Origin of the sequence: Butyrivibrio sp. LC3010, from assembly GCF_000424385.1 — a bacterium.
Classification (GTDB): Bacteria; Bacillota; Clostridia; order Lachnospirales; family Lachnospiraceae; genus Butyrivibrio.
The window spans coordinates 178,542-196,174 of the sequence record NZ_AUJU01000006.1; the positions used below are offsets into that span (position 1 = coordinate 178,542).

The following is a 17,633-nucleotide window of genomic DNA, read 5'->3' on the forward strand; positions in this document are numbered from 1 at the left end:
CAGTTTCTCTTTTGCTTGGAAAGACCACAGCTATAAAAAATGGAGACAGTTTTACCCTCTCTTTTAAGCCTGAGGGATTTGCCAAGGCAATTGAGGTACCTTTTGTTGTTGTAAGATGCTTTAATATGGGAACTTACAGCGCAGTTGGCTGCAAAATGCGTGGAATCGATTCACGGCTTATGAGTTATATCATTTCTCTTAAGAAGCGAAAAGAAGAGTATAGAAAAATTCAATCCCAGTCTAAAATTATTGTAGATGATAAATCAGCTACAGCATAAACAGATATTGCTTATTGCTATATCTGATTTTATAAAATGGAATTAAATCAAGGTATGAAAAAGGAGTTGGCTTTATAAGACAACTCCTTATTTCTATTCTCAGCCCGCTGCAGGTACTAATTCGTCTATAACTTCAGGACTTTCGGTTTCTTCATTTGCAATTATTTCGTCAGTCTTACGAGGAGCTCTTACCCCAAAGCTTCCTTCGTATCTCTGCTCCTTGAGAATCTTGCGAATCGCCGCCAGATCCTTGCTCATGTCTTCACGCCTCTTGCATACTACTGTAGGCACGCTTCCGTTCCCCATCTCTACAATGTAGCCGGCATCACCGAGTATCTTCTGAATCTTAAGTTTGTCCGTTGTACGAATCTCTGCAGGTGTCCTGTCTTCTCTCCCCACTACAAACCTCCTATGAATCTTAATTAGCAGAATTTGTGTTTTTGTTACTATCTACCACAAAATATAGCACATGAAGGATAACTTTGCAATGATAGGTAATTCTTTAACAATCTAAAAGCCGCATGTTTTCTGCTATTTCGCCTCACGTGATACGTCAATTCGTTAATTTTTATTTTTTGTTCACAAAATGCCCATCATATCTTAAGAAACATAACACTTTTGCTTAATAAAACAGCCATATTTTGGACATAAATTTGTCTTATCATAATCACATCAGAGATGAAGAACATCTTCTGAACCCCAAAAAACTTTTTTCATACAACATGGCCATGCGACTCCCCATCGCATGGCCACCTCCCATTAATGGGGATTTTTTAATTTTTCCCAACAGTATAAGCCTTAACAAAAAAATCCTTATCTGTCTGCTTTATCATGAAATTACCGGTTAAATCCTGTAGATAACTGTATCCGCTTGCTGTGTTAACGGTATGTATCGCACCCATATTATGCTGCCATTCGTCCTTGTGCGCCTCAGTGGTGTAATCCATTGCTTTTTCATATATAAGCTTCGTCTTTTTACCGGGACGAATTACTATTAGATACTCTTTCCCTGCCTGCACTTCGAGGGGGTTATCCAGCTTAAAAGTATGAAAACCACCTGTGACTGCCTTGCATTTCATTCTGGCCACCGGCTTTTCAATTTTTGTAAGATCAACATAAGAAAAGTCCGCAAGTTTTCCCATGTCGTTTGCTTCGTCAAACCTTCCGATCATTTCTGCCAGCACCTTAGCATTATCTTCGTCTATCTCCTTTTTGGATACCTCATAGACACTTATCTCATCATCAGACGCAGTACTCATTGTAAAATAACCAATAGCAGAAAGCACCTCATCACCTTCCGGAGTGAAGCTTATTCCATAGGCTGCATTATTATTATCATACATATATACTACATTTTTCTGATCCTTTATCGGATCGTTTATCTGAGTTATAAATCCTGCGTACTGATAGTTCCTGTCATACCAGCTATCATCTTCCGGCATGGCTGAGCTGTAGGCTACGACATTGTTGCCCGTAAGTATTTTATCCTCATAGGACAGATAAAAATATCCCTGGGCACCGCTTTTTGTCCCCCAGCTGTTCTTACATATAAACGCACCATCAATGCCGGGTTTAGTGATAAAGTTTTGAGCAGGATAATCATCATTCCACCCTACAATCAAAATCTCGTGATCAGCATAATTCCCGTTGCCATAATCCTTGTAATCATAAAGTGCTACCTTTTTCCCTGTCCAAAATTCGTCATCTGAACATATACTTGCCGTAACACTTCCATGCTCCATTATCATCCGCTTGATGATGTCTCTGTTTTTTGCGGTCGCCGGAACTTCAAGTACATCCTGAACATGACAAAATGACTCATATGCATCTGTCGGAACGTCAGCATTCTGAGCATAAAAATCACTTACTCCTTTGATAACATGAAGTGAATCACTGTCCTCATCTTCCACCGGACCCTTCCAGGCAGTAAGTACCGACAGTGAATAATCTGTAACTCCACCTACAGACAGATAACCGGTATCATATTTACCGAGAAGACTATCGTTATTTATGAAAACAAATTCCCGATAATCATTCTCAATACCGCTGAATTCTTTTCCTGAAGCCTTATGCATATTGTAGTAGGCCCCATGCTTCTCAGACAGATTTAAACTGTCAGCTGAAAGATTATCATGGTGCCTTAAAAGATCACTCTCAACAGCTCCTATTGCTGCATAATTCCAGCACATAGCAGATATCCCCTGGTTTCTTACGGGCGTTACATAGTCCCTGCCTTCCACCTGATCAGAACTGTAAAAAGAAGGCAATTCACCATCCGATATCACCGATTTATAATCGCACTCAGTGCCATCGATGTTCTCCTCAAGATCTTCATCATCGTCGATCACAATGGCTTCGCTTACAGTCAGCTCGGGAATATCTATCGGTATGACAGTTTTGGTATCTTCATAGGTAAATGCACAATTTGTAGCAAAATTTAATACCGCCACTGAAACTACGCTTACAGTGACGGCTGATTTTTTTCTTATCATTTATCCCTCTATAATATCTAAAAATCGTTCCCTCAACATCTTGTAATTTCTTTAACGCTATAATTAAACACGTTAAAGAATCCTGCGTCCGGAAATACTTATATGGAAATCTTTCTAAATCCTCCAACTTTCTTTGATGCCAGATTTGAAATCAGTCTCGCAGGATATTTGTATATAAGATGACATAAAAAGCATATAAAGTAAATAACTATTACAGTAATTATCATATGCACTATCATTATTAAAGGATTACCCTTTGCAAATTTCTCAATTTGGAAAAATCCAAGAAATCTGAGATGCAGAATGTATACGGTCAGTGAAGCTGATGCAAGTTTATTAATTACCTTATTCTGCTTTATATTCAGGTTTAAAAAGATCATCACAATAATAGCCGCTTCTGCAATGATAAACGGGTTACTATAATTCCACGCTATAGTATCATATATTTTTTTCCCCTGCCTTATTCCGTCAAGGAATGCCCATGCCATATCAAGGCAGAGACAGATGAAATATCTTGGGAACAGATTGCCATTTGATGGCAGCTTGCTGTCAGATAGGTCTCTGATAAAAGCTCCGATAATGTACAAAAGTATGAAATTCACAATGGTATATCCCGCCTGTGATCCCTCCAGTCCTATAGTGCTGCTGCCGTTAAGCTGTCTGCCGGACCAATATATAAGCACATCGATAAATGTGGGATATACAGAGAAAAAGAAAAATGAAAATGCTAAAAGTATTCTCTTTCCTGCAGTATTAAGCGCCTTCCACATCACATTAATAAACGGAGAAATCATGTAAAGCGCAATAAATACATATATATACCAGTTGGAAGAAAACAAAAATTCAAATAAAGTATCGATTGTCACACTTCCGGGAATCAATATTTTTTCAATAAAAAATGCAAGAATTGCAAACACTGCTACCTGCATGAGCAGCCCTGCCGGCTTAAAAAAGTCTCTAATGTTCGACCTGCTTAAGAAATATCCTGATATCAGTACAAAAACATTAACTGCACAGATACTCAGTGATTCCAGAAAAACAAGAATAAACTGATTTATACTGTTGTCAGGAGCTATGTAAAACGCTCCATCTGTATTACTGTTATAATGAAGAACTATTACCCCACATGCTGCTATTAGTCTCAATAATTCGATATTTGTCTGTCTTGTTGATACTTTCTCCATAACCATCCCTATTCCGTATTATTTTGCTTATAAATCTTTTGATTTCTTGAACACAAATTATAATAAAGTTCAGAAATCAGTATTTATCTTAAGAATTATAACATAAAGAATAGTCAGGGGAATTTAAAATACTATAATAAGTATTGATTCAAACACAAGCTTTAACTATATTAAAAATGATCAAGTATATTTCATCGTTTACTTTCGAACTTTAACGTGATATAGTGAAGAGCGTAGGTTCAGCTTTGAATCTAACAATTTTGTTCATCGGAGGTTTTCAACAATGTCTTTTCAATATATACAGCAGCTTCCCTCTCCCGAGGAAATAAGAGATGAATTCCCTTTATCCAATAAGCTTATTGAGCTTAAGAAAACAAGGGATAAGGAAATTGCAGACGTTTTGACAGGTACAAGTGATAAATTCCTTGTCATTGTCGGTCCCTGCTCTGCTGATAACGAAGATGCAGTCTGTGACTATGTTTCAAGACTTGCAAAAATCAATGAAACTGTAAAAGAGAAACTGATAATCGTTCCCAGAATATATACAAACAAGCCCCGCACAACCGGTGAAGGCTACAAAGGCATAACTTCCCAGCCAGATCCTGAGGGAAAAACTGATTTCCGCGCAGGACTTATTGCCATGCGCCACATGCAGATCAGAGCAATTGAGGAATCAGGCCTGACTGCTGCCGATGAGATGCTTTACCCTGAGAACTGGGGATATGTAGAAGATATTCTTTCCTATGTAGCAATCGGAGCACGTAGTGTTGAAGATCAGGAGCACCGCATGGTTGCAAGCGGTTTTGGTGTTCCGGCAGGCATGAAGAACCCCACCAGCGGAACTTTAAGTGTCATGCTCAATTCAGTATATGCCGCTCAGCTTCCTCATTCCTTCGTTTACAGAGGATATGAAGTAAAAACAAGTGGTAATCCGCTCTCTCACTGTGTTCTTCGCGGATCTCAAAATAAGCACGGTCAGTCACAGCCTAATTATCACTATGAAGATCTCAGTCTTCTTGCTTATCTGTACGCTGAGCGCGATATTAAGAATCCTGCTGCCATTATTGATGCTAATCACAATAATTCAGGTAAGAAATTCAAGGAACAGATCCGTATTGTAAAAGAGGTTCTTCATTCCAGAAGTCAGAACAAAAATATAAGCGAACTTGTAAAGGGTGTAATGATCGAGAGTTACATCGAAGAAGGTTGCCAGAAAATCGGAGAAGGAATCTATGGAAAATCCATCACTGATCCCTGCCTTGGATGGGATGATACAGAGCGTCTCCTCCTTGATATCGCTGATTTGGTTTAATATTAATGTTTTAACGGGGCTGCATGAGCAACCCCGTTTTTTAATGCGTTCTATTATAAACATCTCTTATATAGTCACGATTTTCCTTAGCATATCTGACCGTTGAGGTGGGACTTACATGTCCCATCATTATCTGTACAGCTTCTATATCTGCTCCACGCTCAACAAGATGCGCTGCAAAGCTGTGTCTTAAAGCTTCAGGAGTAATCGGCACTTCGATTCCCGCCTGCAGGGCATATTTTTTAACTAATTTCCATACTCCCTGCCTGCTCATGGCTTCTCCCTGATAATTGATAAAAAGCAGCTCTTCGTCAGTACTCTTTATCAGATGTCTTCTTCCATCCTGAAGATACCTCGTCAGTACAGACTTAGTCCTTCTGTCAAAAGGAATTATCCTCTCTTTTTTATCCGAGATGCAGAGAATATTTCCAAGCTGCATATCAATATCAGAAACCTTTGCACTTATAAGCTCTGAAACCTTTATCCCAGTCGCATACATTAGTTCCAACATAGCTGAATCACGCTGTCCCTTGGCAGTTCTGGTATCAGGCATACCAAGAAGTTCCTCGATCTGTGTTCTTGTAAGAACGTTTGCCTTAGGAAGCTCTACCTTAGGGGCAGTCAGATTCTCAGTGGCATCAATATTAATTATCTTATTTTTTACCAAATATCTGAACAATGCTTTTATTGAAACTATATTTCTGGCAATTGTCGCAGAGGAATAACCTTTCCCTGAAAGATTATCAAGATGAGCCTTTAGCACTTTTTCCGTTATCTCAGAAATTTCAGAAATCCCGCTTTTCTGCAGATAATCCTGTAGCTTTTTGATATCGCAGCTATAGGATTTCATAGTGCTCTGGCTCATTTTTCCGGATAATTTACATTCAGTTATAAAGTCCTGAATCTCTTTCATTTTCTGTTTTCAAGTTCCTTCATGATTTTATCTAGTTCAGAATACATTGAAAGACCATCTAAGGTTGCAAAATAATCTCTGGGCGTCTGAGCTCTTCTTATCTGCTCGACACTTCCATCCTCTTTTAACAAGAGTTCTGCACACCACAGTTTTCCATTATAGTTGTATCCCATTGCAAAGCCATGAGCTCCCGCATCATGTATAAAAAGATAATCACCCATATCTATCTTAGGAAGCTTTCTGTCAATTGCAAACTTATCGTTGTTCTCGCAAAGAGAACCTGTCACATCATATACATGATCAAGTGGCGCATCCTCTTTTCCAAGCACTGTAATATGATGATAAGAACCGTACATTGCAGGTCTCATCAGGTTAACAGCGCATGCATCAACTCCGATGTATTCCTTATAAATATGCTTTTCATGGATTGCCTTGGTAACAAGAGCACCATAAGGTCCAAGCATAAAACGTCCCATTTCAGTATATATGGAAACATCTCCCATACCTGCAGGAACCAGGATTTTCTCAAACTCTTTTCTTACACCTTCGCCGATAGCAGCAATGTCGTTGCCTTCCTTATCAGGCTCATATGGAATTCCGACACCACCTGAAAGGTTTATGAAACTCACATCAGCTCCGGTCTCTTTTTCAAGTTCTACTGCAAGCTCAAAAAGCTGTGCTGCAAGTGTAGGATAATACTCATTTGTCACAGTATTACTTGCAAGAAATGCATGTATTCCAAAATGCTTAACACCTTTATCCTTGAGCATTTTGAATGCTTCAAACAGCTGCGCCTTTGTCATTCCATACTTGGAATCTCCGGGATTATCCATAATTCCATTACTCATAGTGAATACTCCGCCCGGATTATATCTGCAGCTTATAGTTTCAGGAAGTACTCCTCCGAGAGCTTTTTCAGCATATTCAATGTGAGTAATATCATCAAAATTAATAATTCCTCCAATTTCATTCGCATAAACGAACTCATTGGCAGGTGTATCATTTGAAGAAAACATGATGTACTGGCCTGATGCTCCGATAGACCTGCTGAGCATAAGCTCTGTTATTGAAGAACAGTCAAAGCCACATCCTTCAGCCTGCAAAAGCTTCATGATCATAGGATTGGGTGTTGCTTTTACAGCAAAATATTCACGGAATCCCGGATTCCAGGCAAAAGCCTTTTTAACTGCTCTGGCATTATCTATAATTCCCTTTTCATCATATAAATAAAAAGGTGTAGGGTATTTCTTTTCAATAGCTTCAACCTGCTGTTTTGTTACGAATGCTTTTTTCATAATATTACTGCTCTCCTATACTTAAACTTCAATAATAAAATTCACTTTACTACGTTATCATGAAAAAGCGCTTGTGTCCAATATAATTTGAATAATCTTTAGATATTTTCTATCTGCCAGTCTATCGGTGATATTCCGTTAGCCACAAGAAATTCGTTGCATTTTGAAAAATGCCTGCAACCAAAGAAACCTCTATAAGCTGACAACGGACTTGGATGAGGAGCCGTAAGGACAAGGTGCTTTTTATTATTCAGCATCTGCATCTTCGATTGGGCAGGCTTTCCCCAAAGCATATATACGATTGGTCTTTCCTGCTCATTTAATGCACTTATTATCGCATCTGTAAAGTGCTCCCAACCTTTTCCCTTATGAGAATTCGCGGCATGTGCTCTTACTGTAAGCACAGTATTTAACAAAAGCACTCCCTGGTCAGCCCATTTTTTCAAATATCCATTATTCGGTACATAACATCCAAGATCATCTTTGAGTTCTGAATAAATATTCACAAGTGAAGGCGGTGCCTCCTGCCCGGGAAGAACAGAAAAAGACAGCCCATGTGCCTGTCCCGGCTCGTGATAGGGATCCTGTCCCAATATCAGAACCTTAACATCATTAAGTGGTGTAAGATGCAACGCATTAAAAATATCATCCGCAGGAGGATAGATCACCCTGGAATGATATTCATCCATAATAAATTTATACAGATTTTTATAGTAATCCTTGCTAAACTCACTTTTTAGCGCAGGAAGCCAATCATTAGATATCATTGGCATTTAGATCACAACCTTTCATATCGTAGTATAAAGATTACCGAACGTTTTTTATTCTGCATTCGGAAATCCGCTCAAAATAATCTTTTTTATCAATTATTTCTTATAATCGAACCGGAACATCTTTAGTTCTCAGGTACTCTTTAACTTCCTTTATTTCAAGCTCCTTGTAATGGAACAAGGATGCAGCCAGAGCAGCGTCAGCTCCACCTTCTGTAAGTGCCTCGTAAAAATGCTCAAGTTTACCTGCACCACCTGAAGCTATCACCGGAATACCAACGGAATCTGCCACTTTTCTTGTCAGCTCAATATCATAGCCTTCCTTGGTTCCGTCACCATCCATACTCGTGAGCAATATTTCTCCTGCACCTCTCTTTTCAGCTTCAATTGCCCACTCAATGGCATCCAGTCCGGTATCAATTCTTCCACCATTTTTAAATACATTAAAACCACCATCAGGCCTTCTTTTTGCATCTATCGCAACTACTACACACTGTGAGCCGAACTTCTCCGCAGATTCGGTAATAAGCTCAGGCCTGTTCACAGCAGCAGAATTTATGGCGACCTTATCAGCACCCTCCCTCAGAACAGCTCTCATATCATCAACAGTTCTTATTCCACCACCAACCGTGAATGGGATAAAAATCTGTTCAGCAACTTTTCTTACAAGAGAAACTACTGTATTTCTGGCGTCAGAAGTAGCTGTAATATCAAGGAAAACAAGCTCATCAGCTCCTGCCTCAGAATATGCTTTTCCTACCTCCACCGGATCACCTGCATCTCTAAGCTTTACGAAATTTATTCCTTTTACCACTCTGCCATCATTAACATCTAGACATGGAATTATTCTTTTAGTCAGCATATATTGTCCTTTTCTATATATTTAAATTTGTAAAAAGTTTTTCAGGATTTCCATTCCAACATCTGAACTCTTTTCAGGGTGGAACTGGCATGCAAATACATTATCTTTCTCTACAGACGCATCGATTAGTGTTCCATATTCAGTCGTTGCCGTAACAATACTCTTATCATCTGCATCAAGATAATATGAGTGGACAAAATACACATAGGAATCCTCATCTATTCCTTTGAACAGTTTTCCTTCATTAGGATATTTTAAACTGTTCCAGCCGATCTGAGGTATCTTCAAAACTCCCTTGTCCGGTATTTTCTTTATCTTTCCACGCAAAATGCCCAGACCTGCAACACCCTCTGATTCTTCACTGGAATCAAAAAGTAACTGCAAACCCAGGCAGATTCCGATAAACGGATTGCCGCTATCCGCAACTTTGCGGATAACATCCGTAAGTTTATATTCCTCAAGCTTCCTCATAGCGTCACCAAAGGCTCCCACACCGGGAAGAACCACATGATCAGCTCTTAAAATCTCATCAGGTTCTCTGGTTACGCAAGTTTCTGCTCCTAAATACTTAAAAGCATTCTCAACACTTTTAATGTTTCCTGCATCATAGTCAATTATAGCTAGCATCAAATATCATCTCCCTGATAGGATATCGATCTCACTATTCTGACTTAGGCATAATTTTTTCTATTGTACCTGTAACTTCCATTATTCGTCTTGTGTACAATGTTTTTTCACTGATGCTGTTAATCTCATCAATATCCTGGATACTAAGTCCATATTCAGAAGCGAGCGTCGATTCGATATTAGCATACACGCTTTGGACTTCATTCGCAACCTCAAACTCCTCGGCTTCTGCAAGTATAGTATCCTTTGTATTCATACCCATGAGAAGAATATCAAGAGCCTCATCCTCCATTTTCATGGCTTTATAGTTATTGTATGAATCAAGATAATGCTGTGCACTGGTCATAACTCTCGCCTTATGGTACATCAATGAATTTTCTTCATTCAATTTCTTTCCATATAAAAGCTTATAGGCTGTTGCATAATCCTTATTTTCAAAAGCACTGTTTGCTCTTCCCATAAGAATCCTTCCGGGAAGAAGAATTGAAGGAAGACAACATAGTACACCAATACTGAATGCAAATAGCATTGAAATTGCAACCTTCTTAGGAGCAAGTGCTTTCTCCGGCTCACCATCATCCGGCTTTGGTTTCTTCTCCTTCTTGGGCTTTTCTTTCTTCGGAGGCTTCTCCTTCTTTGGTTTTGGCGGCTTTTCTTTCTTTGGTGGCTTCTCTTTTTTCTTTTTTTCTTTTTTAGCTTTTTTGCCTTCAGATGCAAGCTCATCTAAAACCTGCTGATTTTCATCCGTAAGACTAGCCAGCTCATCCTCAGCCGATTTTGGATTAAGATCTTCATCAGTCTGCGTCAGAACTCTAAAAAGTGTAGCAAGTAAGCGGAATATTATATTAGGTCCACCCTTTTTCTTCTTTTTCTTTCCGTCTTCAGAAGCTTCAGAAAGCTCGTCCTCACCTACGCGAAGTGAAAGCTCATCATAGTCTCCGCCGTTGTCATTAACTTCATCAGGATCAGGGATATCCTCGGATAATCCATTATCTTCAGGACCCTCTTCTCCCATTGCCTCCATCATATCTTCGGCACTTATTTCTTCCTCAGAGTTCGAACCTTCCTCAGAAGGAGCCTCATCTGTGCCCATATCATCCAGACTGATTTCTTCTGCAGCAGCACCTTCTTTTTCATCAATATGTGCTGTATTCTCCAAATCTTCAGCATCATCACTGGCAAGGCTGTTCATAATGGCATCCAAATCAGGCATCTCAACATCTGCCGGTTCGCTTCCGCCACCTTCTGCATCAGAAGAATCCCCTCCAAGATCTTCCAGCATACTGTCCAGATCCATTTCAGCACCGATATCGTCACTTCCCTCAATGGCTTCGTCACTGATTTCTTCTCCAGCTTCTTTAAGAAGATCATCGAGCTCCGCACTTACTTCATCAAAACTTATATCTGAATCATCATCCCCCGATTCATTATTATCATCACCCAGTGCCTCAGCAAAATCCGCAATGGCTTCTTCAAGCCCTTCACCGTCTGTCATTTCGGAAAGAGCTTCTTCAGGTGCAACCTCATTTTCTAAATCAATAGGCGCTTCTTCAAGAGATGCTTCATCTAGTGAAAAATCATCTACCGGTGCTTCCTCTGCTGGGCCTCCATCAAGTGATATTTCATCCACCGGTGCATCTTCTGCTGGGCCTCCATCAAGTGATATTTCATCCACCGGTGCATCTTCTGCTGGGCCTCCATCAAGTGATATTTCATCTAACGGAACTTCTTCAGCAGGAACTTTGCCATCTGCATCAGCAACTGCCTCTTCTGCAGGAACTTCACTACCTGCATCAGCAACTGTCTCTTCTACAGAAACTTCACTACCTGTATCTGCAACCGCCTCTTCTGCAGAAACTTCACTACCTGCATCAGCAACTACTTCTTCTGCAGTATCAGGATTAGCTTCCTCAGCTAAGTTTTCATCTACTACACCTGACATCTCTTCTATCGGAGCTTCTTCTAAAGTCTCTTCCGGGGTGTCCAACGCTGCACTTCCTTCCTCAGTGGATACTACATCTTCAGGCACAATTTCACCTCCTGTATCTACCAAAGCTTCTTCAGCTATATTGGTCGGTAATTCATCAGTTACTTCCCCCGGTACTTCCTCCATCATTTCAACCGGAATATCAGTTGTTGCCTCTTCCGGAATTTCCTCTGTTTGTCCCTCCTGTATCTCCTCACTTAATGCTTCTAAATTTTCTTCTAATATTTCCGGTTGTATTTCTTCCGGTGTCTCAAGCTGAATTTCTTCTAGTATTTCTGGTTGTAATTCCTCTGATAATTCCGGCTGAATTCCATCTAGTGCATCAGGCAATATTTCCTCTGATACTTCCGGTTGTATTCCTTCAGGCGCTTCCTGTTGTAGCTCTTCTGCCGCTTCTGACTGTACCTCTGCTAATGCGTCAGTATGCATTTCCTCTGGTGCTTCTGAATTTGCATCTTCTAATACATCGAGTTGTATATCTTCTAGATCTACAGATGCTTCAGGTTGTATTTCGTTTGGTGATTCCGGCAGAATTTCTTCTGATGCATCTTGTATCGGCTCACTCATTTCATCCGAAATGATTTCTCCAGATTCAGCCGGATTCTCAGCGATTAATTGATCCTGAACCTCTTCATTTAATGCTGCTGAACTATCATCTGCTAATTCAGCTTGCATATCCTCACTTAAAGCTGTCGGATCGTCACTGCCTAATTCAGCTTGCGCATTTTCACTTGATACTGCTGAACTATCATCTACTAATTCAGCTAGCATATCCTCACTTAAAGCTGTCGGATCGTCACTGCCTAATTCAGCTTGTACATCTTCATTTGATTCAACCTGGTTACTCTCTGTTGGTTCAGCTGAATTATCTTTTGATGATTCTGCAAACATTTCCTCAGTTAATTCAGCAATTTCATCTTCTGCTTCAGGAACCTTTCCATCAGAGCCAGTTGCATCTTCAGCATCATTCTGACCTGCATCATTGGTATCAAGCTCTTCACCATCAGCAAATATACCATCATCCAAAGTACTATCCATCAGCAATCCATCGGGAATTTGTATATCATCTAACGATAATTCAGGCTCCTCAGCTTTTGCTCCGCTTGCCCCATCATTTATTACGGCATTCAAAGCTGCTGTATCATCATCCATATTCACATTCGTATCTTCAATGCCATCCAACATCCCATCAAGATTGAGCATTTCATCAGATACTGTATTTTCAGATTCTGTAGTAGGAATTTCAAAATTGTCTCCTGCAGAATCTTTCACATCCATTTCACCAATATCTGCTATTTCTTCAGGTGCATGCAACATCTCATCAAGAATCTCTTCCGAAGATTCTTTTGCATCTGTTGGACTTGAATTAACCGTACTTTCTTCCTCTTCAATGAATACCTCTGGAGCAACCTCTAATAGAGATTCTGAAATATCTTCCGATGCTTCATGCTGTGCACTCTCTGAAATGTTTTTAGCTTCCAGATCATCTGTTTTACTTAGATTTGATAAGTCTGCAATATTTAAATCTGCTACATCATCATTATCTGTACCATTAATTTCATCCTTTAATTTATCAACATCCCCACCATCAAAAGACATTTCATCCAAAGAAGGTATTTCAGGTATCTCAACCATATTCTCTTTTGACGACTCATTAGATGCTTTCTCAGCTCCTATAGTTGGTTCGTTAGCAGCCGCTGCCTCTTCTGCAGTCGGTTCATTAGAAATCACTACCTCTTCTGCAGCTGGCTCATTAGCAGCCAATATTTCATCATTAATAGATGTTTCTTCATATGGAGACGGTATAGCTTTATTCTGAGCCTCAAGCTCCATAGCCTCCGCTTTGGCAATAGCTTCATCCAAAGCTATTTCATCAGCATCTTTCTCGTAATCATCCCCAACTTCGTCCCCTATTTTATATTTTGGCAACGTCATATCTATTGGCGCACTAATAGAATCAAGAACTGTTGACATTCCTGAATCAAGTAGTTCACCACTATCCATTTTGTTAAGTATTTCCCCAATTTCATTTAAATCACTGTTTTCAGAAGAATTACTTATTGCTGCATTCAATTCTTCACTTTCAGCAACTTTAGCAATTCCGGAATTAGTATCCTCTCTTAGAGATTTTAATAAATTGTCCAAATACTCTTCGTTTTTAGACTTCATGTTGCCTGCTCCCCTACAGTATGGCATTTACATATAAAATAATAAAAAGTCCATTTTTTATAAAACGAACTTATAAATCATTTACAAGCTCGACCTGGCTTAAAAAAGCTCACTAAGCCAGCTTGCATGACTCGCACCAGCCTTGAAAATACCTGGCTAAGTCCTCTGCTCAAAGAAAAATAACCTCCTTGTATGCCCTTCTTAAATTATAAAACTCCCTTCATTGTAGCAGTCATTGAAAATCGTTTTTCATAACTGAAGCAATAAAGGGAGTTATCTTTCACATCATATATCTTTATTTGGCATCGCCATCAGCATGAACAAGTTCATCAATCACAGCAACCAAATTACCGATTTCCGGCTTTGAAAGCTGCCTGTCGGCTCCTAAAGACTCTCCTTTTCTTCTCATTTCCTCATTAACCAGTGATGAGAAAATAATGAGAGGAATTTGTTTCGTCTCATCATCGCTCTTAACAAGTTTTGTAAGACGATGACCATCCATTATAGGCATCTCAATATCTGTAATTATGCACTTAACTTTATCAAGCTGTCCTCTATCCTTACAGCCTTTGATATAGTCATATGCCAGCTTACCATTTTCAAAATGTCTGACATTATCATATCCGGCCTTTTTAAGAGAATCTACGATCAGCTTATTAAGTAGTTGTGAATCCTCTGCCAGAACTATCGGTATCTCATTTCTGGTTCTTGTTCCGATGTCAGTAAGCTGAGCAACATTAAGACCTGTATTAGGATTGATATCAGAAACAATTTTCTCGAAATCAAGAATGATAATAAGTCGCTCTTCAAGCTTGATAATACCGGTTGAAATACTCTCTTCAGCTTTTGAAATAGTTGCGTTAGGTTTAATAATATCTGCCCATGAAACTCTATGAATTCCCACAACAGCATCTACATGAAATGCAATATCCAGCTTATTAAAGTTTGTGATTATAAAAAGTCCACCTGGTTTTGATGCACCTCTCTGTAAACAATTACGTAAATCAATTGCAGTTATCATCGTGTCGCGGGGCATAAATATGCCTTCAATACTGGGATGTGCGTTTGGAACAGGCGTGACTTCCTGATATACGATAATTTCTTTAATCTTTGCAACGTTTATTCCATAACAATGATCATCAATTCTAAACTCTAAGACCTCAAGTTCGTTTGTGCCATTTTCAAGCAAGATTTTTGATTCCATATTTTCACCTCACGCAATGAAAAAAAATGATACTGCAATCTCATAAAAAACAAACTAAAAACCGATTGAATATATGTTTAATATTCTAATTTAGTATAGCATATACTTTTGCAAAATAAATAGAAAAAATAAAAAAGACAGCCGAATTGACTGTCTTTTAAGAATCTGTTAATAAGTTTTTTATACATTTCAAAAATGGTTTCGATTATATACTCTTTTTCGTTTATACTTTTAGCAAATCCTTTAAACTTCAATATTTTTGAAGCTTTTGATATTAGAATTTAACATATAATCAGTACGTTGTCTTTATCCAGGCATCTGCCATTTCAGGCCACAATGCCACTTCAGGATAGGTCACATCAGGCCAATATTTTGCTTCGGAGAAATCTCTGATCAACTCTTCTCTTTTTTCATCTGATACTTCTACTAAATTATCCTTTACGGCTTGTACCGTATTAAATGTCTGCTCATAAGTATAAGGTTCACCAAATCTGTGATTTGCCCAATCCTCATCTGCTAAGCCAAGTCCATGATGTCCAAATGAAAAGACATGTAAAGTATGATTAACCCCGGCTTTTGTAAGTGCTTCATCGTACAAGTAGCTATTCTGTACAGGTACAAGATCATCTGTCGCAGTATGCCAAAGGAATGTAGGCGGAGTATTTTTAGTAACATTTTTTTCCAATGAAAAGTATTCAAGTTTATCAGGTTCCGCATCTTCACCTATAAGAGCATTAAAAGAATCTCTGTGGGCGAACTCCCCTGCTGTAATAACCGGATAACATAAAATAGCAGAATCAGGTCTATTGCTTATTTTATTCAACGTCTCATTCTCGTCAGACACATCATCAAAATGAACGCATACAGATCCACTCAAATGTGCCCCTGCTGAAAAGCCACATATTGTAATTTTATCTTCAAATATTCCATATTTTTCAGAATCCATTCTAATCAATCTGATTGCCCTTGATACATCCTTCATGGGCTGATCCATTAGAGGTTCTTTAAAAAGTATATTTGTGGTGTATGTAACTACGAAGGCGTTGTATCCCATTTTATAGAATTCTTTTGCAACTATTTCTCCTTCAGTTGGTGATACAACGCAATATCCGCCACCAGGTATAACAACCATACATGGATGCTTCTGCCCATCATTATGTAAATAGCTCACCATGTTTGGCTTAAATCCAAAAGCAAGCGGATATGTATATTCATTATCCTTCCATAAATCAATTCTCTCTTTTTTGAGGCTATGTGTACCTACCAGTTTCTCCATCCAAATCATGTTATACCAGGTATCGAATTTATACCCGCATTTATAAAATGTACCAATCTTTCTAAAACCAAGATGAGCATGGAAATTCTCACTATTTTTATCAAGATATTTATCTTCCTCAACAGGGTCACCGATACATGCATAAAGATTCTCTATTCCCATCTCTGAAAGTCTTACTTCCAAAGCATCATAAAGTAAACGACCATATCCTTTTTTCTTTACATCTTTGTCTATATAGACAGTAAGTTCACAGGACTTATCGTATGCTGCACGATCCTTAAATACTCCCGCATAGGCATATCCATAAATAATACCATCATCTTCCACCACTAAATATGGATATCTAGCTGTAATTCTCTTTATCCTTCCAACAAACTCATCAAGTGATGGCACTTCAGTCTCAAATGTAATTGCTGTATTAATTACATAAAAACTGTAAATCTCCAATAATCTTTCTGCATCTTCTACCTTAACATCCCTTATCTTAGTCATATCTGCACCCACTTTGCTTTTATTCATAAAACATTCATAAGTATATCAAATAATTATATTTTTACAACGTTAAAAATTTATACAAAAACCTGCTAACAAATGTCAATAGCGAAACGGCTTATTTTTAAGTGTTTTCAATTTCACCATTTTTAAGCATCACAAAAAGGCTGGATGAATAATTCCAGCCTTTTTATAGCTGTGGATACTTATTTGTAGACCGCGGTTACTCTTGCATAATATATACGTAGAAATTTATTCAATCCCGCTATTTTAGCGTGTTTTTTGCACTTTCCCTCATTTTCTTTCTTGATTATATAATTATATACAGCAGCATCTTTGGGCGCCGGATGACTCTTAAGTACCCTCATTACTTCATATCCTACTTTTCGTAAAGTTGATGACCCTCTCTTTGTCATCCTTCGATTTGTGCCCACAAATTGTCCTGACTCGTAAGGTGGTGGATCTATACCGGCACAAGCAATGAGAGCTTTTGCACTATGAAGTTTTCTTACATCTCCTATTTCTGCAATTAGTTTTGGCGCTAGCACATCTCCAACACCACCCATTTCTCTAACTGTAGAGTATTCTGGTAAGGACTTAGCAAGAACCTGCATTCGTGCTAATATAGTAGCCAAGGAGCTATCTATAGCCCTTAATACTGATACTGCTTCCTGTACTAACATTTTGGTCGATGGGGTACTGGAAGATAGTGTAGGAATGCCACCGGATGCTAATTCATAGACTTCTTCAGCTTTGGATATGCTCCGGTGAT

At 38.8% G+C, this 17,633-nt stretch carries 14 protein-coding genes; 2 read left to right on the forward strand and 12 right to left on the reverse strand.

Translation table 11 applies throughout. From position 1 onward, the window contains the following. Positions 1-11: 11 nt before the first annotated feature. A complete protein-coding gene (locus G622_RS0106675; protein ID WP_026510057.1) occupies positions 12-278 on the forward strand; it encodes a PilZ domain-containing protein in 267 nt (88 codons plus the stop codon). Between the two features lie 99 nt (positions 279-377). Here the strand turns inward: G622_RS0106675 and G622_RS0106680 are convergent, their stop codons facing one another. The 3 genes from G622_RS0106680 to G622_RS0106690 all read right to left on the reverse strand — a co-directional run bounded on the left by G622_RS0106680 (position 378) and on the right by G622_RS0106690 (position 3,954). Further along, on the reverse strand, positions 378-677 hold the full coding sequence (locus tag G622_RS0106680) for a hypothetical protein (RefSeq protein ID WP_026510058.1): 300 nt from the start codon (positions 675-677) through the stop codon (positions 378-380). A 374-nt stretch (positions 678-1,051) separates the two neighbouring features. After that, positions 1,052-2,770 (reverse strand): C1 family peptidase, encoded by a 1,719-nt coding sequence (locus tag G622_RS0106685; protein ID WP_026510059.1) that lies wholly within the window; start codon positions 2,768-2,770, stop codon positions 1,052-1,054. 98 nt (positions 2,771-2,868) lie between these two features. Continuing rightward, positions 2,869-3,954 (reverse strand): acyltransferase, encoded by a 1,086-nt coding sequence (locus G622_RS0106690; RefSeq protein ID WP_026510060.1) that lies wholly within the window; start codon positions 3,952-3,954, stop codon positions 2,869-2,871. Between the two features lie 283 nt (positions 3,955-4,237). On the opposite strand from G622_RS0106690, the gene G622_RS0106695 reads away from it, so the two are divergent. Continuing rightward, a complete protein-coding gene (locus tag G622_RS0106695; RefSeq protein ID WP_026510061.1) occupies positions 4,238-5,266 on the forward strand; it encodes a 3-deoxy-7-phosphoheptulonate synthase in 1,029 nt (342 codons plus the stop codon). Between the two features lie 40 nt (positions 5,267-5,306). Here G622_RS0106695 and G622_RS0106700 read toward each other — a convergent pair whose 3' ends face one another. From G622_RS0106700 to G622_RS0106740, 9 genes are all read right to left on the reverse strand, one after another. Beyond that, entirely contained in the window at positions 5,307-6,179 is an 873-nt protein-coding gene (locus G622_RS0106700; RefSeq protein ID WP_044914866.1) for a tyrosine-type recombinase/integrase, read from the reverse strand. Then, positions 6,176-7,477, reverse strand: a complete 1,302-nt coding sequence (locus tag G622_RS0106705) for a diaminopimelate decarboxylase (RefSeq protein ID WP_026510063.1) — start codon at positions 7,475-7,477, stop codon at positions 6,176-6,178. The genes G622_RS0106700 and G622_RS0106705 overlap by 4 nt, the downstream gene beginning before the upstream one ends. A gap of 95 nt (positions 7,478-7,572) precedes the next feature. Next, entirely contained in the window at positions 7,573-8,247 is a 675-nt protein-coding gene (locus G622_RS0106710; protein ID WP_026510064.1) for a uracil-DNA glycosylase, read from the reverse strand. Between the two features lie 100 nt (positions 8,248-8,347). After that, entirely contained in the window at positions 8,348-9,106 is a 759-nt protein-coding gene (hisF, locus tag G622_RS0106715) for an imidazole glycerol phosphate synthase subunit HisF (RefSeq protein ID WP_026510065.1), read from the reverse strand. Between the two features lie 21 nt (positions 9,107-9,127). After that, a complete protein-coding gene (gene hisH, locus G622_RS0106720) occupies positions 9,128-9,733 on the reverse strand; it encodes an imidazole glycerol phosphate synthase subunit HisH (RefSeq protein WP_026510066.1) in 606 nt (201 codons plus the stop codon). Positions 9,734-9,767: 34 nt separating this feature from the next. Then, the gene (locus tag G622_RS0106725; protein WP_026510067.1) at positions 9,768-13,889 is read right to left on the reverse strand and encodes a hypothetical protein; all 4,122 of its coding nucleotides are present in this window, start codon (positions 13,887-13,889) and stop codon (positions 9,768-9,770) included. 295 nt (positions 13,890-14,184) lie between these two features. Continuing rightward, on the reverse strand, positions 14,185-15,093 hold the full coding sequence (locus G622_RS0106730; RefSeq protein ID WP_026510068.1) for a chemotaxis protein: 909 nt from the start codon (positions 15,091-15,093) through the stop codon (positions 14,185-14,187). A gap of 292 nt (positions 15,094-15,385) precedes the next feature. Continuing rightward, complete coding sequence (locus G622_RS26835; RefSeq protein WP_081675213.1) at positions 15,386-16,861, reverse strand: GNAT family N-acetyltransferase; 1,476 nt, start codon at positions 16,859-16,861, stop codon at positions 15,386-15,388. A 206-nt stretch (positions 16,862-17,067) separates the two neighbouring features. Then, positions 17,068-17,633, reverse strand: a 566-nt coding sequence (locus tag G622_RS0106740) for a transposase (protein ID WP_026510070.1), incomplete at its 5' end; no start/stop codon positions are given.

Excerpts from the sequence above, each read along its gene's own strand:
- G622_RS0106685 (WP_026510059.1), bottom strand. The coding sequence starts at position 2,770 with ATGATAAGAAAAAAATCAGCCGTCACTGTAAGCGTAGTTTCAGTGGCG.
- G622_RS0106690 (WP_026510060.1), bottom strand. The coding sequence starts at position 3,954 with ATGGAGAAAGTATCAACAAGACAGACAAATATCGAATTATTGAGACTA.
- G622_RS0106695 (WP_026510061.1), top strand. The coding sequence starts at position 4,238 with ATGTCTTTTCAATATATACAGCAGCTTCCCTCTCCCGAGGAAATAAGA.
- G622_RS0106700 (WP_044914866.1), bottom strand. The coding sequence starts at position 6,179 with ATGAAAGAGATTCAGGACTTTATAACTGAATGTAAATTATCCGGAAAA.
- G622_RS0106710 (WP_026510064.1), bottom strand. The coding sequence starts at position 8,247 with ATGCCAATGATATCTAATGATTGGCTTCCTGCGCTAAAAAGTGAGTTT.
- hisF (WP_026510065.1), bottom strand. The coding sequence starts at position 9,106 with ATGCTGACTAAAAGAATAATTCCATGTCTAGATGTTAATGATGGCAGA.
- hisH (WP_026510066.1), bottom strand. The coding sequence starts at position 9,733 with ATGCTAGCTATAATTGACTATGATGCAGGAAACATTAAAAGTGTTGAG.
- G622_RS0106725 (WP_026510067.1), bottom strand. The coding sequence starts at position 13,889 with ATGAAGTCTAAAAACGAAGAGTATTTGGACAATTTATTAAAATCTCTA.
- G622_RS0106730 (WP_026510068.1), bottom strand. The coding sequence starts at position 15,093 with ATGGAATCAAAAATCTTGCTTGAAAATGGCACAAACGAACTTGAGGTC.
- G622_RS26835 (WP_081675213.1), bottom strand. The coding sequence starts at position 16,861 with ATGACTAAGATAAGGGATGTTAAGGTAGAAGATGCAGAAAGATTATTG.